This is a genomic window from Acinetobacter sp. ANC 4470 (assembly GCF_002135335.1).
Classification (GTDB): domain Bacteria; phylum Pseudomonadota; class Gammaproteobacteria; order Pseudomonadales; family Moraxellaceae; genus Acinetobacter.
In genome coordinates this window covers 39,617-59,593 of record NZ_NEGC01000007.1, presented here as the reverse complement: position 1 = coordinate 59,593, position 19,977 = coordinate 39,617, and the positions used below count along the sequence as shown (strand labels likewise).

17 protein-coding genes are annotated in these 19,977 nt (G+C 39.3%); 9 read left to right on the top strand and 8 right to left on the bottom strand.

What is annotated here, in order from left to right; all coding sequences use genetic code 11:
• Positions 1-2 precede the first annotated feature (2 nt).
• Entirely contained in the window at positions 3-875 is an 873-nt protein-coding gene (locus B9T25_RS11255) for an NAD(P)-dependent oxidoreductase (protein ID WP_086188514.1), read from the top strand.
• A gap of 205 nt (positions 876-1,080) precedes the next feature.
• Positions 1,081-1,494 (top strand): TM2 domain-containing protein, encoded by a 414-nt coding sequence (locus tag B9T25_RS14465; RefSeq protein WP_143222471.1) that lies wholly within the window; start codon positions 1,081-1,083, stop codon positions 1,492-1,494.
• 55 nt (positions 1,495-1,549) lie between these two features.
• Here the strand turns inward: B9T25_RS14465 and B9T25_RS11245 are convergent, their stop codons facing one another.
• From B9T25_RS11245 to B9T25_RS11230, 4 genes are all read right to left on the bottom strand, one after another.
• On the bottom strand, positions 1,550-2,158 hold the full coding sequence (locus B9T25_RS11245) for a DUF805 domain-containing protein (RefSeq protein ID WP_086188513.1): 609 nt from the start codon (positions 2,156-2,158) through the stop codon (positions 1,550-1,552).
• Between the two features lie 464 nt (positions 2,159-2,622).
• The gene (locus tag B9T25_RS11240; protein WP_086188512.1) at positions 2,623-3,573 is read right to left on the bottom strand and encodes an NAD(P)-dependent oxidoreductase; all 951 of its coding nucleotides are present in this window, start codon (positions 3,571-3,573) and stop codon (positions 2,623-2,625) included.
• A gap of 38 nt (positions 3,574-3,611) precedes the next feature.
• The gene (locus tag B9T25_RS11235) at positions 3,612-4,328 is read right to left on the bottom strand and encodes a FadR/GntR family transcriptional regulator (protein ID WP_086188511.1); all 717 of its coding nucleotides are present in this window, start codon (positions 4,326-4,328) and stop codon (positions 3,612-3,614) included.
• 79 nt (positions 4,329-4,407) lie between these two features.
• Positions 4,408-6,141 (bottom strand): IlvD/Edd family dehydratase, encoded by a 1,734-nt coding sequence (locus B9T25_RS11230; RefSeq protein WP_086188510.1) that lies wholly within the window; start codon positions 6,139-6,141, stop codon positions 4,408-4,410.
• A gap of 169 nt (positions 6,142-6,310) precedes the next feature.
• On the opposite strand from B9T25_RS11230, the gene B9T25_RS11225 reads away from it, so the two are divergent.
• The 4 genes from B9T25_RS11225 to B9T25_RS11210 all read left to right on the top strand — a co-directional run bounded on the left by B9T25_RS11225 (position 6,311) and on the right by B9T25_RS11210 (position 10,726).
• The gene (locus B9T25_RS11225) at positions 6,311-7,615 is read left to right on the top strand and encodes an MFS transporter (protein ID WP_213032994.1); all 1,305 of its coding nucleotides are present in this window, start codon (positions 6,311-6,313) and stop codon (positions 7,613-7,615) included.
• A gap of 12 nt (positions 7,616-7,627) precedes the next feature.
• Complete coding sequence (araD1, locus tag B9T25_RS11220) at positions 7,628-8,626, top strand: AraD1 family protein (protein ID WP_086188509.1); 999 nt, start codon at positions 7,628-7,630, stop codon at positions 8,624-8,626.
• A 10-nt stretch (positions 8,627-8,636) separates the two neighbouring features.
• Positions 8,637-10,211, top strand: coding sequence for an aldehyde dehydrogenase (NADP(+)) (locus B9T25_RS11215; RefSeq protein ID WP_086188508.1), 1,575 nt, complete (start codon positions 8,637-8,639; stop codon positions 10,209-10,211).
• Between the two features lie 224 nt (positions 10,212-10,435).
• The gene (locus B9T25_RS11210; RefSeq protein ID WP_086188507.1) at positions 10,436-10,726 is read left to right on the top strand and encodes a hypothetical protein; all 291 of its coding nucleotides are present in this window, start codon (positions 10,436-10,438) and stop codon (positions 10,724-10,726) included.
• A gap of 117 nt (positions 10,727-10,843) precedes the next feature.
• Here the strand turns inward: B9T25_RS11210 and B9T25_RS11205 are convergent, their stop codons facing one another.
• The 3 genes from B9T25_RS11205 to B9T25_RS11195 all read right to left on the bottom strand — a co-directional run bounded on the left by B9T25_RS11205 (position 10,844) and on the right by B9T25_RS11195 (position 15,367).
• Positions 10,844-12,127: a ribonucleotide-diphosphate reductase subunit beta gene (locus tag B9T25_RS11205; RefSeq protein ID WP_086188506.1), complete on the bottom strand. Its 1,284-nt coding sequence runs from the start codon at positions 12,125-12,127 to the stop codon at positions 10,844-10,846.
• 141 nt (positions 12,128-12,268) lie between these two features.
• The gene (locus B9T25_RS11200; protein WP_004651025.1) at positions 12,269-12,397 is read right to left on the bottom strand and encodes a preprotein translocase subunit YajC; all 129 of its coding nucleotides are present in this window, start codon (positions 12,395-12,397) and stop codon (positions 12,269-12,271) included.
• 135 nt (positions 12,398-12,532) lie between these two features.
• Positions 12,533-15,367, bottom strand: coding sequence for a ribonucleoside-diphosphate reductase subunit alpha (locus tag B9T25_RS11195; protein WP_086188505.1), 2,835 nt, complete (start codon positions 15,365-15,367; stop codon positions 12,533-12,535).
• Positions 15,368-15,987: 620 nt separating this feature from the next.
• On the opposite strand from B9T25_RS11195, the gene bfmR reads away from it, so the two are divergent.
• Both bfmR and bfmS read left to right on the top strand, forming a co-directional pair.
• Positions 15,988-16,704, top strand: a complete 717-nt coding sequence (bfmR, locus tag B9T25_RS11190; protein WP_086188504.1) for a response regulator transcription factor BfmR — start codon at positions 15,988-15,990, stop codon at positions 16,702-16,704.
• A 30-nt stretch (positions 16,705-16,734) separates the two neighbouring features.
• A complete protein-coding gene (gene bfmS / locus B9T25_RS11185) occupies positions 16,735-18,393 on the top strand; it encodes a sensor histidine kinase BfmS (RefSeq protein ID WP_086188503.1) in 1,659 nt (552 codons plus the stop codon).
• A 55-nt stretch (positions 18,394-18,448) separates the two neighbouring features.
• Here the strand turns inward: bfmS and B9T25_RS11180 are convergent, their stop codons facing one another.
• Complete coding sequence (locus tag B9T25_RS11180) at positions 18,449-18,805, bottom strand: hypothetical protein (protein WP_086188502.1); 357 nt, start codon at positions 18,803-18,805, stop codon at positions 18,449-18,451.
• A gap of 622 nt (positions 18,806-19,427) precedes the next feature.
• Here B9T25_RS11180 and ndhC point away from each other — a divergent pair.
• Positions 19,428-19,976 (top strand): NADH-quinone oxidoreductase subunit A, encoded by a 549-nt coding sequence (ndhC, locus tag B9T25_RS11175; RefSeq protein ID WP_086188501.1) that lies wholly within the window; start codon positions 19,428-19,430, stop codon positions 19,974-19,976.
• Position 19,977: the final 1 nt, after the last annotated feature.

Here is a 19,977-nt window from a genome sequence, read left to right as displayed (position 1 = left end):
TTTTGAGTCAGACAATTTCATTTATCGGACTTGGTGCAATGGGTTGGCATATGGCCTCCCATCTTCCTAAACTTGGACATGAGGTTTGGGTGTGGAACAGAACGCAGGCCAAGGCAGATCATCACTCTATTTGTTTTGAAACTCAATCGGTTTCATTACAGAAAGCGTTACAGGCAGATTTTATTTTTAGCTGTTTACCCACCAGTGCCGATGTCGAACAGTTGATAGCAGCACATCTGCCAGAACAAGGCAGCATCTGGATTGATTGCACTAGTGGTGTGCCTGAGTCAGCAAAAAAACTTAGTCAACATCTGAACAAACTAGGCGTTGAATATTTGGATGCACCCGTTTCAGGGCAAACCATAGGTGCTGAACGGGGCATGTTAACGGTGATGATTGGCGGCGATGCTCATGCTTTTGCAAAAGCTAAACCCATTATTTCAGCATTTTCAGCTTTAATTGAATATGTTGGAGAAAGTGGATCGGGTTTTGCGGTAAAAGCCATTAATAATACTTTAATGGCAACGCATTTATGGGCTTTAGCTGAAGGGCTGACTGTGCTGAAATCTAAAGGTGTAAATTTAACCGCTGCTTTGAATTGTATTAATCATTCCAGTGGTAAAAGTAGCATCTCTGAAAATATTATGGAGCAGCGGGTATTGAATCGTAGTTTTGATAAAACTTTTGCACTGGATTTATTGCAAAAAGATATTGGCATTGCAGTCGATTTGATCCAGCAAGAGTCATTAACGCTTCCAAGTATGCATCTCATTCAGCAACAGTTTGCCCGTATTGAGAAAAAACAGGCGAGTCAGTTGGATTTTTCTGCTGCGGTACAAAGTTTAGAGCAGATGAATCAAATTGAATTGCGATAGTTATGGATGGTTGTTAAATGACTTATTTGATTAAGTATTCGAGCTAAGACGTTTTAGACAGACGTTTTTTCAAACTGGTTTTATCTTTATTTTTGGAAATTTAAAAGGCGCTTCATGCGCCTTTTCTGTTTAAAAAAATTATATATAAAAAATACCGTAGCATATAAACTGAATAAGTCGTTGATAAAAAATAATTAGGTTAAAAATGAAAGGACAAATATTAGACTATTCTGTTCAGAATAATGCGGGTTTTATTAGTGGCGATGACCAGAGACGTTATGCATTTACAGGTGCAGAATGGCGAGGGCAAATCGTTCCGAGCCGTGGTCAGCTTGTTGATTTTGAAATAGCTCCATCAGGGCAGGCACTGAATGTTTATGTCCTGAGTCATCCTTTAGCATTTTCGGGACAAGTAGGTTCAAAAAATCGAATTGTTGCCGCAATTCTTGCATTCTTTTTAGGTGGCTTTGGCGTACACAAATTTTATTTAGGTCAAATTGGCTGGGGGATTATTTATTTGCTTTTCTGTTGGACGTTTATTCCTGCATTGGTCGCTTTTATTGAATTCATTATTTATTTATGTACTTCGGATAAAGATTTTGCGCGTAAATATGGCTAGTTTATTTAAGATAGAGGGCTTTCAAAACCCTCTATCTTTATGTATTGAACAATGCTTATTTAGCTGGCTGCCCCCATTGATTAGGCTCTTGTTTGGTATCGCTTGCCAACCAATAAATAACAATGAGACCGACTAATGGGATTAAAGATAAAAGTATAAACCAGCCTGATCGACCGATATCATGCATACGTCGAACAGCTGCAGAAAGTGAAGGAATGAATAGAGCTAAAGCCGTTAGAGTATAAAAAATGGAAGGGCCATTGAAAAGAATTGCATCTATGATTGAAGCAATAATGATTAGACCAATTTGTACGAGAAAAAAGGACCAGTATTCTTTACGACGAGCACGCCCAGAAAAGTTTGCATAATTTTTTAGACATTTAACAAACCAATCAATCATGTTGAATTGTTCTTCAGCTTTATTCTGATCAGAAAGTTTGTCTAGTTGATTGGAAATATTTTGCACAGGGTTGCTGTGACCTAGTGCTGTAAAAATTTGAATCGCGTTACCTGTATTATCGACATCAAAATCCACACGATCACCCCGAGCAGGTGGGCGTTGTCCACGCCATTCTGCACCAATAAAATTGTAGCGGTTTTGATCCTCACCGCTGATAATGCCTGTATTGGTTTGGATTGAAAAATCTAATATCTGGCCTTTCATTTTTAACCTCTGTGATTTTATGCTTATTAAGTTATAAATTTAATGTTGTTATTCACTTTTATAGTAGCAGAATTGTTTAAAATTTAAACTAATTATCCGTTCTTGGGTTGCTGCACTTCTATTGTTTTTTATAGATTTTTTATCTTTTAATAAAAAATCCCGCATGATGCGGGATTTTTTGGGATCTCGTCACGCGGCACATAAGTTGTCATTTGCAATTGCAGAAATTCAAAAGCTTAGAAATTCTTGCGACACATAATGACAATTATTGAGGACACAACCAATGACATTTTAAGGATAAAACGACGCAACTGATGTCATTTTGCTAAAATTGAAAAATTTTAGAGGCATATTTTAACTAGTGGTATGGTTTGATAATTTTGAAAGTTATAGCGTTTAATTTATCAGCTATCTACAGTGTTCATCTAAGGATAATCAAATCTATCTCGAAGATTAGTCGTTGCTCATACTAAATTTTGTTCTATACCTAAAATGTTTTTATTTACATTATCTTCTAAGATAGAAAATAAGCGATCTTGAGCTTCATTCGTTGCCCATGCTATATGCGCAGTAATCATGACATTTGGATGATTTGTTTTCAGTAATATATGGTCTTTAGTTGGCGGTTCTTGATCTAGAACATCGGCTCCAAATCCAGCAATTTGGTTGTTTTCTAAAGCATGAACAACATCATGATTATTTACCAAACCACCACGGCCCACATTAATCAAAATACTGTCTTTTTTCATTTTGTTTAGGACATTTTGATCAATCATTTCACGGGTTTCATCATTCAAGGCACAATGTAATGAAAGAATATCAGCCTGTTCGATTGCTTGATCGAAGGCAACATAACCTTCACGACAATTTTGGGCATTTTTACGTTCACTAAAAATGACATTCATACCAAAGGCTTGTGCCTTAAGTGCTAATGCTGTCCCAATTTCACCTTTACCCACGATTGCTAAAGTTTTACCTTTTAATTCGCGTATTGGTGATGCTAAGTAAAAAGAAACTGAACCTTCAGACCATGCGCCATTTTGCACAGCATTAAGTTGGGCGCCAAAATTTTTGATTAAATTCATCATAAGAATGAATGCATGTTCTGCGACAGCATCGCCCGCATAACCACGAATATTACAAACTTTAATATTCTTGGATTTAAGTAAATCGAGATTGACATGGTCATAGCCCGTAGAACATAAGGCCAATAATTTAAGATTTGGATTATTCGCTAGAATTTGTTCATCTATTTTTAAATCACTGATGATGATGACATCTTGGTCATGTACTTGAGTGTAAAAATCTTGTTGGCTAAGCTGTTCATATTCTTTGTATTCCACAGGAAAATCAAAGTTAAATGCTTTGTTGATTAGCACACCTTTTTCAGCACAAGTGATTTTTAAAGTTTTCATAAATCCATATTTAAATTAAAGTGAAAGGGATGAATAACTTATTTTTTGATTAAGTTGTAAGCCATTTTGGTATCGTCCAATTGCACTAAAGAAGCGTGTCTGGCAGACAACGGATCTTTATTTTCAATGGCCGTTAAAATAGCTTTATGTCTGGGTAAGGAATGACCTTGTAAATTGGGGCGAAGGCTGGTGACTTGAATTGATTGTTGTAAAGGCAAGACCAACATTTTTGACATATATGCGAGTAGATCATTATGCGTTGCTTTGGCAATGGCAAGATGAAAATCTATGTCAGGCTGCATAAAGTCTTCAATTGTGGTTGCTTTTTCCATGCCATCGTATGCTTTTTTAATTTGTACGATATCTTCTTCAGTCGCTGTACTGGCTGCAATATAAGCTAACTCTGGTTCTAAAACACGTCGAACAGTTGAAAGCGTTTTAAAGAACTCATTTTCAGGTGTTGATTGAATGAGCCAGAAAAGTACATCGGGGTCTAATAAGTACCATTCATCTTTAGGGCGAACCACAGTTCCAATTTTAGGACGTGAATAAGTTAGACCTTTAGCATTTAGCACCCGTATTGCTTCACGAAAAACTGGACGACTAACCTGAAACTCCTCGCATAATTCAGCTTCAGATGGTAATTTTTCATTTTCAGGAATTTCACCAGAAACGATTTTTAGACCCAATTGTTGAACAATGAGGGCATGCTGGCTTTTACTCGGAACAGGGTTTTTATAGTCGGCGTTACTCATATTCTGCAATTAATCATATTTGACCTTAGTATGGTATAGATGACCCTGTAAATTAACAAGATCATCTATTTTGAGTAACTTAGTGCGAATGACGTGGAACTTCAGAACCGCGACAGCCCACAAGAAAGTCAAAGTCACAACCTTCATCTGCTTGAAGGACATGATTGACATAAAGCTGACGATATCCACCAATGAAGTTTGGTTTTGGTGGTTCTTCTAAATTCGCCAGGCGATGTTGTAACTCTGCATCGCTGATGTCTAAATGTAATTTACCTGCATAAGCATCAAGTTCAATAAAGTCACCATTTTGAACTGCGCCCAATGGACCACCTGCCATGGCTTCAGGTGCAACATGTAGCACAACGGTACCGTAAGCTGTGCCACTCATACGAGCATCTGAAATACGCACCATATCAGTGATCCCTTTTTCAAGAATCTTCGGTGGTAAACCCATATTGCCGACTTCTGCCATACCTGGATAACCTTTTGGCCCCGCATTTTTGAGTACAAGGATGCAGGTTTCGTCCACATCCAGATCTGGGTCGGCAATACGTGCTTTATAGTCATCAAAATTTTCAAATACTACAGCGCGACCACGATGTTTCATCAATTCTGGTGACGCTGCCGATGGTTTTAATACTGCACCTTTAGGAGCAAGATTACCGCGTAAAATACACATTCCACCATCTTTACGTAGGGGGTTATCAATTTGACGGATGACTTCGTCATTATAAATTGGCGATTTTTGACAGTTATCCCAAATGCTTTCACCATTGACTGTTAACGCATTCGGATGTGGCAATAAATTATGTTCACCCATACGGCGGATCACTGCAGGTAAACCGCCACTATAATAAAACTCTTCCATCAAGAAGCGACCAGAAGGTTGTAAATCTACAATCGTTGGCATACCACGACCGACACGATTCCAATCATCTAACTCTAAATCTACACCAATACGACCTGCAATGGCTTTTAAATGAATTACAGCATTGGTTGAACCACCAATAGCTGCATTCACTTTAATGGCATTTTCAAACGCTTCTTTGGTTAATACTTTTGATAGTGTCAAATCTTCTTTGACCATATCCACAATACGCATACCCGATAAATGAGCCAGAACATAGCGACGTGAGTCAACGGCTGGAATAGCGGCATTATGCGGTAATGATGTACCTAAGGCTTCAGCCATACATGCCATTGTGGATGCAGTGCCCATTGTATTACACGTACCTGCTGAACGAGACATACCTGCTTCAGCAGAGAGGAACTCATTTAAATCAATTTTGCCTGCTTTTAATTCTTCATGCATTTGCCAGACAATGGTTCCAGCACCAATGTCTTTGCCTTTATGCTTACCATTCAGCATTGGGCCACCTGTTACTACAATTGCAGGAACGTCACAACTTGCGGCTCCCATCAGCAGCGCAGGGGTGGTCTTATCACAACCTGTAAGCAACACCACGCCATCCATAGGATTACCGCGAATGGCTTCTTCTACATCCATACTGGCCAAATTACGCGTTAACATTGCCGTAGGGCGTAAGTTGGATTCGCCATTTGAAAAAACAGGGAATTCGACAGGATAACCACCGGCCTCTAAAATTCCTTTTTTTACATGTTCTGCAATTTTACGAAAATGGGCATTACATGGTGTGAGTTCTGACCATGTATTACAGATACCAATAATCGGGCGACCATCAAATGCATGATCTGGAATCCCTTGGTTTTTCATCCAACTACGATACATAAATCCATTTTTATCTGTCGTTCCAAACCAAGCTGTTGACCGTAAAGGTTTCTTTTCTGACATCTCTATATCCTTATATAGTATTACTATTTAAATAATATTTAGCAAAATACACTAAAAAAATTCTTTTTAAAAGAGTTTGAAATTTAAATAGTAATACTATATTTTATTTTATAGAGATTTTCCTTTAGCATGATGCTTAAGAATAAATATATGGAAGGTGGAGTCGAATATGGATTTCGAAAAGGATGTTATACGGACAGTGACTTATAAACTGATCCCTGCATTAGTCATACTTTATCTTGTTGCCTATATCGATCGTGCAGCAGTTGGTTTTGCTCATTTACATATGGGTGCAGATGTCGGGATTGGTGATGCTGCCTATGGACTAGGTGCCGGTCTATTTTTTATTGGTTATTTTCTGTTTGAAATTCCAAGTAACTTACTTTTAGATAAATTTGGTGCGCGTAAGTGGTTCACTCGAATTTTATTGACATGGGGTTTAATCACCATGGCTATGGCGCTGATCGAAGGTCCTAAAAGTTTTTATGCTCTCAGATTCTTGTTGGGTGTGGCTGAAGCAGGTTTCTTTCCCGGTGTTTTATATTTAATTACCCAATGGTATCCAGTACGTCACCGTGGAAAAATCATGGGCATGTTTGTGCTGTCTCAGCCCCTTGCGATGATGGTTGCAGGTCCATTGGCTGGCGCATTACTTGGTATGGATGGCGTGGCGAATATGCATGGATGGCAATGGTTATTTATTGCGGTGGGTTTACCTGCGGTTCTTCTTGCCTTACCCACCTATTTATACTTACCAGATAATATTAATAAAGTTAAATGGTTAACAGATCAGCAAAAAAACTGGTTGAAAAATGAATTGGTTAAAGATGAATCTGAATACGAGCAAACACGGCATGCCAATCCTTTACTCGCTTTAAAAGATAAACGTGTCTTAACTCTTGCACTTTATTACCTTCCCGTCACCTTAAGTATTTACGGTTTAAATTTATGGCTTCCAACCATTATTAAACAATTTGGTGGCGGAACTGATCTGCAAGTTGGCTTTTTGTCCAGTATTCCTTATGTGTTTGGGATTATCGGTCTATTGATTATTCCACGCAGTACTGATCGTTTAAATGACCGTTATGGACATTTAGCTTTTCTTTATGCATTAGGCGCTTGTGCCATGTTCTTGAGTGCTTGGCTAAATTCACCTGTTTTGCAGTTGGCTGCATTGTCAGCGGTTGCTTTTTGTTTATTTTCAACAACTGCAGTTTTTTGGACTTTACCAGGTCGGTTTTTAACAGGTGCAAGTGCAGCAGCAGGTATTGCATTAATAAATTCAGTCGGAAATTTAGGTGGTTATCTTGGGCCGTATGGGATTGGATTATTAAAAGAATATACAGGCAACATGGCAGCTGGTCTGTATTTTCTCTCTATCGTTATGGTTCTCGGTTTAATTTTGACTTACTTCGTTTATTCAAAATTAGAAAGAAACAAATCTCAAAAATTAAATGTAAGTGAACAAGCGTAAAAGGAATTTGTAATGAATGTAATTCAGTTTGAAATTAAAGATAATCAGCGCGCTGTTGGTGTTGTGGAAAAGAATATGGTTAAACGTGTGAATAACGTAAGGAGCGTTCGCGATTTAGCATTAATGGCCATTCAGAATCAGTTAAGTCTGGAACAACAAGTTCAACAGCTAGGGTATAGCGATGACAGCTATGACTATCAATCTTTACTAGCAGAATTAAAAGTTCTTCCGCCTTTGGATCATCCAGATACTGCTCACTGCTTTATATCTGGTACAGGTTTAACCCATTTAGGTTCAGCATCTACGCGTGACAAAATGCATCAACAAAATTTAAATGATGCTGCATCAGTGACAGATACCATGCGCATGTTCCAATGGGGAGTGGAAAAAGGCAAACCCATTGTTGGTGATGTTGGTGCACAACCTGAATGGTTTTATAAAGGGGATGGCTCTATCGTGGTTCGTCCCGGTACAGATTTGCCTTTACCTCCTTTTGCAGAAGATGGTGGAGAGGAGCCTGAAATTGCAGGCTTATATGTGATAGGTCCAGATTCAAAACCGTATCGAATTGGTTTTGCATTAGGCAATGAATATTCTGATCACATTATGGAACGTCGTAATTACTTATATCTTGCGCATTCTAAATTACGTTCTTGCAGTTATGGGCCTGAACTACGTACAGGTGAGCTTCCAAAACATTTAGTCGGTACTAGTCGTTTACGTCGTGATGGTGAAGTAATTTGGGAAAAAGAATTTTTATCAGGTGAGGACAATATGTGTCATAGCCTAAGTAATTTGGAATATCACCATTTTAAATATCAGCAATTTTTAAAACCGGGGGATGTACATGTTCATTACTTTGGTACAGCAACTTTGTCATTTGCAGATGGAATGCAAGCACAAGTGGGTGATGAGTTTGAGATTGAAATGAAAGAATTTGGTCATCCTCTGAAAAATAAACTTGCACATACCCATGCTGAATTGCCGATTGGCGCAGTTATTACACTTTAAGGAACCCGCTATGAGCATTGGACAAAACTTTATTGCAGGTCAACGCAGTGCATTGGGGCATGAAATTTTACACAGCGTCAATGCAACGACTGGTGAAGCTTTGGCTTATGAGTTTCATCAGGCCACTGAACAAGAAGTCAATCAGGCCTGTGAAGTTGCGAGCCAAGCTTTTAAACGCTACCGTCACACATCACCTGAACAACGTGCTCAGTTTCTAGAGGCGATAGCCGATGAATTAGATGCACTGGGACAAGATTTTCTTGAGATTGTTTCTCAGGAAACGGCCTTACCGATTGCCCGTCTACAAGGTGAACGAGGCAGAACCAGTGGTCAAATGCGTTTATTTGCCAAAGTCTTACGTCGTGGTGATTTCCTTGGTGCACGTATTGATACCGCATTGCCTGATCGTCAACCGATGCCTCGTGTAGATTTACGTCAAATTAAAATTGGTGTAGGTCCAATTGCCGTCTTTGGTGCAAGCAACTTCCCATTGGCATTTTCAACAGCGGGCGGTGATACCGCTTCGGCTTTAGCCGCAGGTTGTCCTGTGGTGGTGAAAGCCCACAGTGGTCATATGGCAACGGCAGATTTAGTGGCTCAAGCCATTGAACGGGCTGTAAAGAAAACCAATATGCCGAAAGGTGTATTTAATATGGTCTATGGTAACGGTGTGGGCGCAACGCTGGTGAAACATCCATTGATTCAAGCTGTCGGTTTTACAGGATCATTGAAAGGTGGTCGTGCATTGTGCGATATGGCCGCAGCTCGCCCACAACCAATTCCCGTATTTGCAGAAATGAGCAGTATCAACCCGATGTTAATACTACCTGCGGCACTGAAAAGCCGTGGTACTCAGATTGCTCAGGAGTTGGCAGATTCTGTGGTGATGGGATGTGGTCAATTCTGTACAAGCCCAGGTTTGATCATTGGGATTAAATCACCTGAATATAGTCAGATGATTGAGACATTAACGGACATCATCAATGCTAAGCCAGCACAGACCATGCTAAATGCAGGCACATTGAAAAGTTACTCATCAGGTCTGGAACATTTAACTGTACATCAAGGCATTCAGCATTTAGCCGGTCAAGTGCAACAAGGAAATCAGGCTCAGCCTCAGCTTTTTAAAGCAGATGTACAGTTACTGCTGGCAGCAGATCAATTGCTACAAGAAGAGATCTTTGGTCCAACGACCATTGTGATTGAAGTTGAAGACAAGGCCCAGTTGATTCAAGCCATCAGTAGCATGAATGGCCAATTGACGGCATCCCTAATTGCAGATGAAGCCGATTTAGCTGAATTTGCAGCAGTGGTGCCGATATTAGAAGAAAAAGCTGGAAGGTTATTATTAAACGGTTATCCAACGGGTGTAGAAGTGTGTGATGCAATGGTACATGGGGGTCCTTATCCGGCAACGTCGGATGCACGCGGTACGTCTGTTGGCACATTGGCCATTGAACGTTATCTACGTCCTGTATGTTATCAAAACTATCCGCAAAGTTTATTGCCGGAAGCATTACGTGATGAGAACCCACTCAATTTGCTGAGATTGATCAATGGCGAAATGACCCGAAATCAAATATAAAAATATAAAAAAGAGACCTGAAATAGGTCTCTTTTTTATTATAAAGATGAATAACCACCAATTTTGTAGACACTTTTTAGTTAAATTGGATTGCCAGCAGGAATTTTTTCATTTTCCAAAATAAAAAGCACAAATCCAATATATTAATTATATGATTCTACACAAAATTTGTCATTTAGCTGAATATAATTATAGGGGATGTTTTTTACTTTTAAGCTTAATTATTGACGGGGAGGGTTACCACACCATCTACAGATCAAAATTGGAATAACTTTGAAAAAGAATATAAGAAATATGGCTCATATTTTTTAAGTTTCGGAGCATTTTTTAATAATCAATTTTATCCATATCCAGAATTTGACAAATTTTCAATTAAGAAAAAAGAACTTGTAATAAAAAATGCTTGGGAGATTGGTTTTAATGATATTGAGAGAATAGTATTAAAGCATGATGATAAGCCTTTAATTCCAGAAGAAGTTGAATATATTCCCTTTTTTGAACTTTTTGAAAAGTAAAAAAATAGAGCCTTAAGGCTCTATTTTTTTTATTTAACTAGTAATATGAATTTGTAACAATCTCGAAATATGTGTCAAAAATCTCACATCCACTGTCATTCAGCGTGAATCTTTAAATTACCAGCTTAACGCGCCACCAGTTTGGTAGTCAGTTACGCGAGTTTCAAAGAAATTCTTCTCTTTACGTAAGTCCATCATTTCAGACATCCACTGGAATGGGTTATTCACACCAGCAAATTGTTCAGGCAAGCCCAGTTGTGCTAAACGACGGTTTGCAATGAACTTTAAGTATTCTTCCATCATGGCAGCATTCATACCCAATACACCGCGTGGCATAGTGTCACGTGCATATTCAATTTCTAGCATGGTTCCTTCAAGAATCATTTGAATGATTTCTTCTTGGAATTCAGCTGTCCAAAGTGTAGGGTTTTCATTCTTGATTTGGTTAATCATGTCGATACCAAAGTTCAAGTGCATAGATTCATCACGTAAGATGTACTGGAATTGCTCAGCAACACCATTCATTTTATTACGACGACCCATAGACAGAATTTGGCTGAAACCACAGTAGAAGAAAATGCCTTCAAGGACACAGTAGAATGCGATCAAGTTGCGAAGCAAGATTTGGTCGTTCTCAGGTGTACCTGTTTGGAAAGTTGGGTCACATAAAGATTGGGTGTATTTTAAGCCCCAAGCTGCTTTACGTGCGACCGATGGTACTTCACGGTACATATTGAAGACTTCGCCTTCATCCATACCCAAAGATTCGATACAGTATTGGTAAGCATGTGTATGAATTGCTTCTTCAAATGCTTGACGCAAAATATATTGACGGCATTCAGGGTTAGTAATGTGGCGGTAAATCGCCAATACCAAGTTGTTTGCAACCAATGAATCGGCAGTCGAGAAGAAACCAAGAGAGCGCATAACAATGGTGCGTTCATCTTCAGTTAAGCCATTTTCAGACTTCCAAAGCGCGATGTCATGGTTCATGTTGACTTCTTGCGGCATCCAGTGGTTTGCACAACCGTCTAGATATTTCTGCCAAGCCCATTCGTATTTGAAGGGTACAAGTTGGTTTAAGTCAGCACGACAGTTGATCATGGCTTTATCATCAACTTGTACACGCTGCGCACCCATTTCAAGCTCTTCTAAGCCTGGGGTAACATCCAGTGTTTCTAAGGCAGCAGATGCTCTTGCCAGCGAATCGGTTGAATGTTTTGTTCCACCTTTACGGGTTGCAGCGGGTTGTGCAGTTGCCACATCCGACGATGTGTTGAGTGCATCAGATACCATCTGCGTATTAACCGCTTTTTGCGGGTCGATGGACGCAGACTTGCGTTCAGGTGCAGCCGGTTTTTGCGAATCATCTTCGAAATCGTCCCAACTTAGGATAGACATATTAATTCTCTCTTCGATGCTTATATCTGTTTTCTGACATCTCATAAGCGAGGATGTCTTACTATACGCTCATTATGAATAAGCAAAATTAAGTTTTGCCAATGAAAGCACTAAACTTGTTCGATAGAGCAGATATCCACACTACTTATTTTGCTTACGCTGTTGCCGCCGAATGGCTAAAAATGCATAGCCCATAGGTACATAAAATACAATAAAGGCAAAGACCAGAACTGCGAGTCCTAACATGTAGTTATGAGTCATATGTTGCATGGTCTTTTCCTTTGTTTGTATTTTTAATCTCCCTAAATCCCTCTTTGAGAAAGAGGGACTTTTCCTTCGTTTAAATATCGAAAGTGCCATCCTTTTTAAAGGAGGGCTAGGGAGGATTATTAGAAATTCACCAAATTATTGGCAAGCTTCACAATCAGGATTGTCGATTGAACATGCAAGTGGTACTGGTGCTGCTTGAGCAAAGTCATCTTCAGCTATTGCTTCAGGTTTTTTCGCCACTTCAGCAACAGGTGCGCTAGTCACTACAGGAGCACCTATGTTCGATTTAACTGCGTTCAATGCACCGGTATTAATGGTTGATTTCTCAGCAGAAGTCGCACCCAATGCACGAAGGTAATACGTGGTTTTAAGACCGCGTAACCATGCCATTTTGTACGTCATGTCCAATTTCTTACCGTTTGCACCAGAGATGTAAAGGTTCAGAGATTGTGCTTGATCGATCCATTTTTGACGACGTGATGCAGCATCCACAATCCAACGTGGCTCAACTTCAAACGCAGTCGCGAAGATAGCTTTAAGTTCTTCAGGAATACGTGAAATCTTTTGCACAGAACCTTCAAAATGTTTCAGGTCGTTCACCATCACAGAGTCCCAAAGACCGCGATCTTTTAACGCATGGACTAAGTACGGGTTAATCACTGTGAATTCGCCAGAAAGGTTAGATTTCACATAAAGATTTTGGAACGTTGGTTCGATTGATTGTGAAACGCCACAAATGTTCGAAATGGTTGCTGTTGGAGCAATCGCCATAACATTCGAGTTACGCATACCGTCTTTTTGAACTTTGTTACGTAAAGTATCCCAATCCAAGCGCGTGGTGCGGTCTACTTCAAACATACGTTCTGGGCGTGATTTCGCAACCAAATCTAAAGAGTCGATTGGTAGGATACCTTGATCCCAAAGTGATCCTTTAAACGTTTCGTAAGCACCACGTTCAACCGCTAAATCACTAGAAGTTGTAATCGCGTAGTAGCTAATCACTTCCATTGATTCATCAGCAAAATCAACCGCAGCATCTGAACCATACGCCAAGTTCATTTCATATAAAGCATCTTGAAAACCCATGATGCCCATGCCGACTGGACGGTGTTTCAAGTTTGAAGTACGTGCTTGAGGAACAGCGTAGTAGTTGATGTCAATTACGTTGTCGAGCATGCGAACAGCAGTTTTTACTGTGCGAGCAAGTTTTTCGCGGTCAAGTACACCACCTTTAACGTGTTGTACAAGGTTGATTGAACCTAAGTTACACACCGCAATTTCATCTTCATTGGTGTTTAATGTAATTTCTGTACACAAGTTAGATGAATGCACGACACCAACGTGTTGTTGTGGTGAACGTAAGTTACATACGTCTTTGAATGTGATCCACGGGTGACCTGTTTCAAACAACATAGACAGCATTTTACGCCACAAATCTTTTGCACGAATCACTTTGTGCAACATGTTTGTTTCTTTAGCAATGCCTTCATAGTAAGCATAGCGTGCAGCGAATTCTACGCCCATCAAATCGTGAAGATCTGGTGTTTCAGAAGGTGTGAATAGTGTCCATTCAGCATCTTCAAATACACGTTGCATGAACAAATCTGGAACCCAGTTTGCTGTGTTCATGTCATGTGTACGACGACGGTCATCACCTGTGTTCTTACGTAGCTCTAGGAATTCTTCAATGTCCAAATGCCAAGTTTCAAGGTAAGCACACACAGCACCTTTACGTTTACCACCTTGGTTTACAGCAACAGCAGTATCGTTGGCAACTTTAAGGAACGGTACAACACCTTGTGATTTACCATTTGTGCCTTTGATGTATGAGTTCAAGGCACGAACGGGTGTCCAGTCATTGCCCAAACCGCCTGCCCATTTAGACAGCATTGCGTTATCACGCATTGCGCCATAAATGTTGTACAGGTCATCACCAATGGTGGTTAAGTAGCAGCTCGACAATTGTGGACGAAGCGTACCTGAGTTAAACAGGGTTGGTGTCGATGCCATGTAGTCGAAGCTAGACAATAAGTTGTAGAACTCAATCGCACGGTCTTCACGGTTTTCTTCATTCAGTGTTAAACCCATGGATACGCGCATGAAGAACAATTGTGGTAGTTCAAAACGTACGCCATCTGAATGGATAAAGTAACGGTCAAATAAAGTTTGTAAGCCTAAATAGGTAAATTGGTTTGAGCGTTCTGGTTGAATCGCTGCTGCCAATTTAACAAGGTCAAAGTTCAGTAGTTCAGGTGATAAAAGATCAAGCTCGATGCCTTTCTTCAAGAAAGTTTCTAAAGCCGCATTTTCTAAAGTATCGCTAGATAAACCTAAAAACTCTAAACCTGTTGCAACCAAGTTGTCACGTAGCAAACGTGCAGTCACATAAGTATAGTTTGGTTCTTGTTCAATACGGGTACGCGTTGCCATCATCATCGTCGTTGAGATGTCAGACTCTTTTACACCGTTATATAAGTTCTTGATGGTTTCATCGATGATTGCTTGAACATCAATACCTTCTAAACCTTCAGCCGCTTTTTCTATATGTGCTTGTAACGCACCTAAGTCAAGGGGTTGAAGCTGACCATTTGCAGCAGTCACTTGTAATGTTGGGTGATGATGTGCACCCGTTTGTTTACGTGCTTCAGAACGTTGCTCACGATAGATGACATACGCACGGGCAACTTTTTGTTCACCAGTACGCATAAGCGCAAGTTCAACTTGATCCTGAACTTCTTCAATGTGAATCGTGCCGCCTGATGGTAAACGACGGTTAAAAGTATTCATGACCATTTCAGTCAATTGTTCTATACGATCATGAATACGGCTTGAATCAGCGCTTTGTTGACCTTCTACAGCCAAAAAAGCTTTACCTATCGCAACAGAAATTTTTTCTGCATCAAAAGCAGCAACATCACCGGTGCGTTTAATCACCTGAAGTTGACCAGGAATTGAAGTGATTACGCTCATGTTGGCATAGCTCCATTGTCATCTATTGTTGTGTGTATGGACCATTTGAACTGGGCGATAGGTCGCCTCAGTGTTTGAGGGTTAAACACAAGAACTAGTGGTTTAAAATCGAATTGAACACAAGATACGGGAAAATTCAGGGTAGATCAATATTGACATTTTAGTAAAAATTTTTCTAATGCCTTGCAATATTTCTTTGCAAAAAAATCCCTATTTTTATGTTTCGGGTATAAGTCTTATGAGACAAGGATATAGCATAGCAAAGCTAAAAAAATGTGCTTATAGATAACATTGTGGATAACTTAAAAAGATCAATATTAATAAGGTTAATCAGTCATATTCTGAACAAAAGGTGAAATTGTACAGAAAAAAGTCATTTTGTAACAAAATATATTGATGATTGGGCTGTGGTGTTAACAGATTTTAAAAACCCCAATCAATTCAATACATAATAAAAATATAACAAAAAACTACTTTGATGTATCAGTTTGGTGAATGCTATCTTGTTTACAATGTAAACGTGTGTATATTGCTGGATATGTTTATGTATATTGCTGGATATGTTGAAGCGTATTCTTTGGATTTTTAAGGATACCTTAATCCATATAAAGGGGCATTTTATGAGCCAAGAAGAAAAGTTACCAAAAATTTTAATCGTTGAAGACGATGAGCGTCTCGCACGTTTGACTCAAGAATACCTTATCCGTAATGGATTGGAAGTTGGGGTCGAGCCTGATGGTAATCGTGCAATCCGTCGTATCATTGCAGAACAACCCGATATGGTTGTGCTTGACGTGATGCTTCCTGGTGCTGATGGTTTGACCATTTGTCGTGAAGTTCGTCCACATTACCATCAGCCTATTTTGATGTTGACTGCACGTACTGAAGATATGGACCAAGTTTTAGGTCTAGAAATGGGTGCAGATGACTATGTGGCAAAACCTGTTCAGCCGCGTGTTCTTTTAGCACGTATTCGTGCCTTACTGCGTCGTACAGATAAAACACCTGAAGATGAAGTGGCACAACGCATTGAATTTGATGACCTTGTTATTGATAATGGTGGTCGTTCAGTGACCTTGAGTGGTGAGTTGGTTGACTTTACCAGTGCTGAATATGATTTATTATGGTTGTTGGCTTCAAATGCGGGTCGAATTTTGTCTCGTGAAGATATTTTTGAGCGTCTACGCGGTATTGAATATGATGGTCAAGACCGTTCAATTGATGTGCGTATTTCACGTATTCGTCCAAAAATTGGTGATGACCCTGAAAACCCAAAACGTATTAAAACAGTACGTAGCAAAGGTTATTTATTTGTTAAAGAGACCAATGGTCTTTAATGTTTGCCCTTAATTTTATAGGACAGCTGCGTGTTTAAACACAGTATATTCTTGCGTATTTATGCCGGGTTAGTGGTTTTGGTGGCATTGGTTGCTGTATTTGGCTACCTACTGGTACAAATTATCAACTATCAGCGTGCACAAGAATATCGTGAATCTTTAACCGATGGTGTGTCTTATATCATTAGTGAGGGAATCTCAAGACAGCCCAATGAGCAGCAGAAACGAGATTGGATTTCTGATGCGTCAGCTTTACTTGAACTGCCTATTTATTATGTGGATTCAAGTAAAGTTGATTTGTCGCGTGCTGAGCAAAAAAGAATTGACAATCGTAAAGCAGCAGTGCGTTATGATGCAGAGAATTCGATTGCTTATATTATTATTGGGTTGCGAGATGATCCAAAACATTTGCTTTATATTAAAGTAGATAAAATAGGGGAGCGCCAAATGAAGGCGTTACCTATTTTTATTTTAGATTATCTGGTGTATTACCCAGGACAAGAAAAAGAATATCTGGCAAAAATTCAGTCGAACTTCTCTTATCCTATTCAAATTGAAAAAGTTCAAAACTTACCCCTTGATTCTGAGCAAATGGGTCGTTTAAGACTCGATCACAGTATTATTTTATACCGTGACAATGCCTCTGTGCGCGGTACCACCATTTCTATTGTTTCACCAATGCCAAGTTCACCCTCTGAGGTGCTGGTTTTAGGTCCTGTGCCGCTATTTAATTGGATGCCTTTCCAGCTTGCTGCTGGTATTACCTTACTCAGCTTATTTGTGTTGAGTTTGGGGGTGTATGGTTTGCTGGTGCCTATGCAACGTCGTTTACGTGAAGTGAACTATGCCTTATATCGGATGAAATCAGGTGATATGACTTTACGTTTACCTGTGGATGGTACGGATGAAATGGCGAGTTTAGCGATCAATTACAATAGTATGTCGGATCATATTCAGCGGTTGATTGAAGCACAGCGTGAATTAATGCGAGCAGTTTCGCATGAGCTTAGAACACCTGTGGCACGCATTCGTTTTGGTATGGAAATGTTGGCGGAAGAGGATGATTACGACTACCGTTTACAGCAAGTTGATATGATTGATAAAGATATTGAAGCACTCAATACTTTGATTGATGAGATCATGACTTATGCAAAACTAGAGCAGGGCACACCTTCTTTAGACTTTGAAAAAATTGTTTTATTTGAAGTGTTAGATCAAGTGGTTGTTGAAACTGAAGCGCTTAAGACACAAAAAGAAATTGAATTATATGCACCCTCAATTAATGTGGTAGTTGATGCAGAAAGGCGTTACCTTCATCGTGTAGTGCAAAATTTGGTGGGGAATGCAGTTCGCTACTGCGATCATAAAGTGATTGTGAGTGGTGGTATTGATGATGCTGGATTTGCCTATGTTCAGGTTGAAGATGATGGTGCTGGTATACCAGAAGAAGAGCGTCAGCGGATTTTTGAGGCTTTTGCTCGTTTAGATGATAGCCGAACTCGAGCATCGGGTGGTTATGGTTTAGGTCTATCTATTGTGAGTCGAATTGCTTATTGGTTTGGCGGTAAAATAGAGGTCGATCAAAGTCCTATTTTGGGTGGTGCTCGTTTTACCATGTCATGGCCTGCACAAAGGTTTAGTCGATCTAAAAATAAAATCAATGTGACGAAAAATGATATAGAGCCTTAGGTATAGCGTCTTGAATAAGCAAAAAGCACCGATTTCGGTGCTTTTTTATATCGTATTATTCGTGACTGGTTGGGTCGGGTTCAATAAGTTTTTTTCCTTGTTTGAGGTTTTCTAGGGCATCAGTATTAAAGTCTAGAAGCAAAGAATTATTTTTAGGGTCTATAGAGTAACGACTAATCAATTTTTGATCGCCATTTAATGTTTCTACTTTATATTCGTCTGCAATATTTAGAATAGCATTTAGATTGGTGGTTGTAGAAGCAAAGTCTTGGCGGAAAAGTTCATAAATATCACGAAGGTCAAAAATGGCATTCTGAGCATCTGGATGTTTTTCAATATAGCCTTGCACATGATGCACCAATAATTGTGCAAAGAAAAAATAATCAGGTTGATGTGTATATTCTAAGTTCATGTGTTTGTTCCTTATTCTTTGTTCTAGGATTGTGTATAGGAATAGCATAAATAGGGGGAGGAGGGCATTAGTAGATGCATTTGAGTTGCAAAAAAACACACAAAATATGTATTGGGAAATCTGGGTTATGGCTTTTATATAACTCGGGGGTTTAAAAAGTCACACTAAAAGCATTTCTATGTTTTTTTGAAAATAATGATCAGAATTTTGCTGTTATAAAAAGTATATAATAAAAATGATTTGGATTGGTGCGGACTATTCTTCGGCACAATGTATAAATATTGGGTCATTTTCGCTCAGTGATAAAGCGTATTGTATAAATGAGGGATACGGTGATTTAATTTTACTGAAAAAGAGAAAGGTCGATTTAATGGATTTGAAAAAAATAATCACTTTTCTTTTTTTGATTTGATAAAGCGATTGTTTGGGAAATAATAGGGCTTAAGCTTTGAAAAAAATGCAAAATGACTAAAATATCATCCAAAAGACTAAGGCTTATAAACTAGCAAGTGAAATCATAAATCAGGTACAATTGGCGGGATTAATTTTGTGTTTGGTGTATTTGAAGGCCAATACATACATTCTTTGTTAATAAATTAGGCCTGCCAGGAGTTATCCCCGCATGAGTGCCATTACTCCATACGATTGGGCAATTATTGCCTTCGTGATCGGCGTTACATTTCTTTGCGTCTTTATGCTCACAGTTCCTTTACTCCTTGGGGGTAAATCATGGGGCCGTGCGAAGCAAGAGCAATTTGAGTCAGGTGTGGTAGGTGCTGGCGGAGCACGCATCCGCTTGTCTGCTAAGTTTTATTTAGTTGCAATTTTCTTTGTGGTTTTCGACTTAGAAGCACTTTACTTATATGCATGGGCGACATCTGTGCGTGAGGTAGGTTGGATTGGTTTTGCAACTGCTGCTGTATTTATTTTAGTTTTACTCGTTGGCTTGATTTATGAGTTATCAACTGGAGCACTGAATTGGGCACCATCTGATAAGCGTAAAGCAGTAGGGATTAAACCTAAAATTGGTTCACCAAATATGAATCTTGCAGATATTACTCGCTTTAACTCTATCGAAGAGTTGGTGATCGACCCTACAGGTCAAATTCCAGCTCAATCTTCTGGTCGTGTGAAAGCAAAAACACCGGCTACATCATCTATTAAGGAGTAAC

What these genes read in the sequence shown, in the direction of transcription:
- B9T25_RS11245 (WP_086188513.1), bottom strand. Translation starts at nt 2,158, where the DNA reads ATGAAAGGCCAGATATTAGATTTTTCAATCCAAACCAATACAGGCATT.
- B9T25_RS11240 (WP_086188512.1), bottom strand. Translation starts at nt 3,573, where the DNA reads ATGAAAACTTTAAAAATCACTTGTGCTGAAAAAGGTGTGCTAATCAAC.
- B9T25_RS11230 (WP_086188510.1), bottom strand. Translation starts at nt 6,141, where the DNA reads ATGTCAGAAAAGAAACCTTTACGGTCAACAGCTTGGTTTGGAACGACA.
- ndhC (WP_086188501.1), top strand. Translation starts at nt 19,428, where the DNA reads ATGAGTGCCATTACTCCATACGATTGGGCAATTATTGCCTTCGTGATC.
- B9T25_RS14465 (WP_143222471.1), top strand. Translation starts at nt 1,081, where the DNA reads ATGAAAGGACAAATATTAGACTATTCTGTTCAGAATAATGCGGGTTTT.
- B9T25_RS11235 (WP_086188511.1), bottom strand. Translation starts at nt 4,328, where the DNA reads ATGAGTAACGCCGACTATAAAAACCCTGTTCCGAGTAAAAGCCAGCAT.
- B9T25_RS11215 (WP_086188508.1), top strand. Translation starts at nt 8,637, where the DNA reads ATGAGCATTGGACAAAACTTTATTGCAGGTCAACGCAGTGCATTGGGG.
- bfmR (WP_086188504.1), top strand. Translation starts at nt 15,988, where the DNA reads ATGAGCCAAGAAGAAAAGTTACCAAAAATTTTAATCGTTGAAGACGAT.
- B9T25_RS11205 (WP_086188506.1), bottom strand. Translation starts at nt 12,127, where the DNA reads ATGTCTATCCTAAGTTGGGACGATTTCGAAGATGATTCGCAAAAACCG.
- B9T25_RS11180 (WP_086188502.1), bottom strand. Translation starts at nt 18,805, where the DNA reads ATGAACTTAGAATATACACATCAACCTGATTATTTTTTCTTTGCACAA.
- araD1 (WP_086188509.1), top strand. Translation starts at nt 7,628, where the DNA reads ATGAATGTAATTCAGTTTGAAATTAAAGATAATCAGCGCGCTGTTGGT.
- B9T25_RS11200 (WP_004651025.1), bottom strand. Translation starts at nt 12,397, where the DNA reads ATGCAACATATGACTCATAACTACATGTTAGGACTCGCAGTTCTGGTC.
- B9T25_RS11195 (WP_086188505.1), bottom strand. Translation starts at nt 15,367, where the DNA reads ATGAGCGTAATCACTTCAATTCCTGGTCAACTTCAGGTGATTAAACGC.
- B9T25_RS11225 (WP_213032994.1), top strand. Translation starts at nt 6,311, where the DNA reads ATGGATTTCGAAAAGGATGTTATACGGACAGTGACTTATAAACTGATC.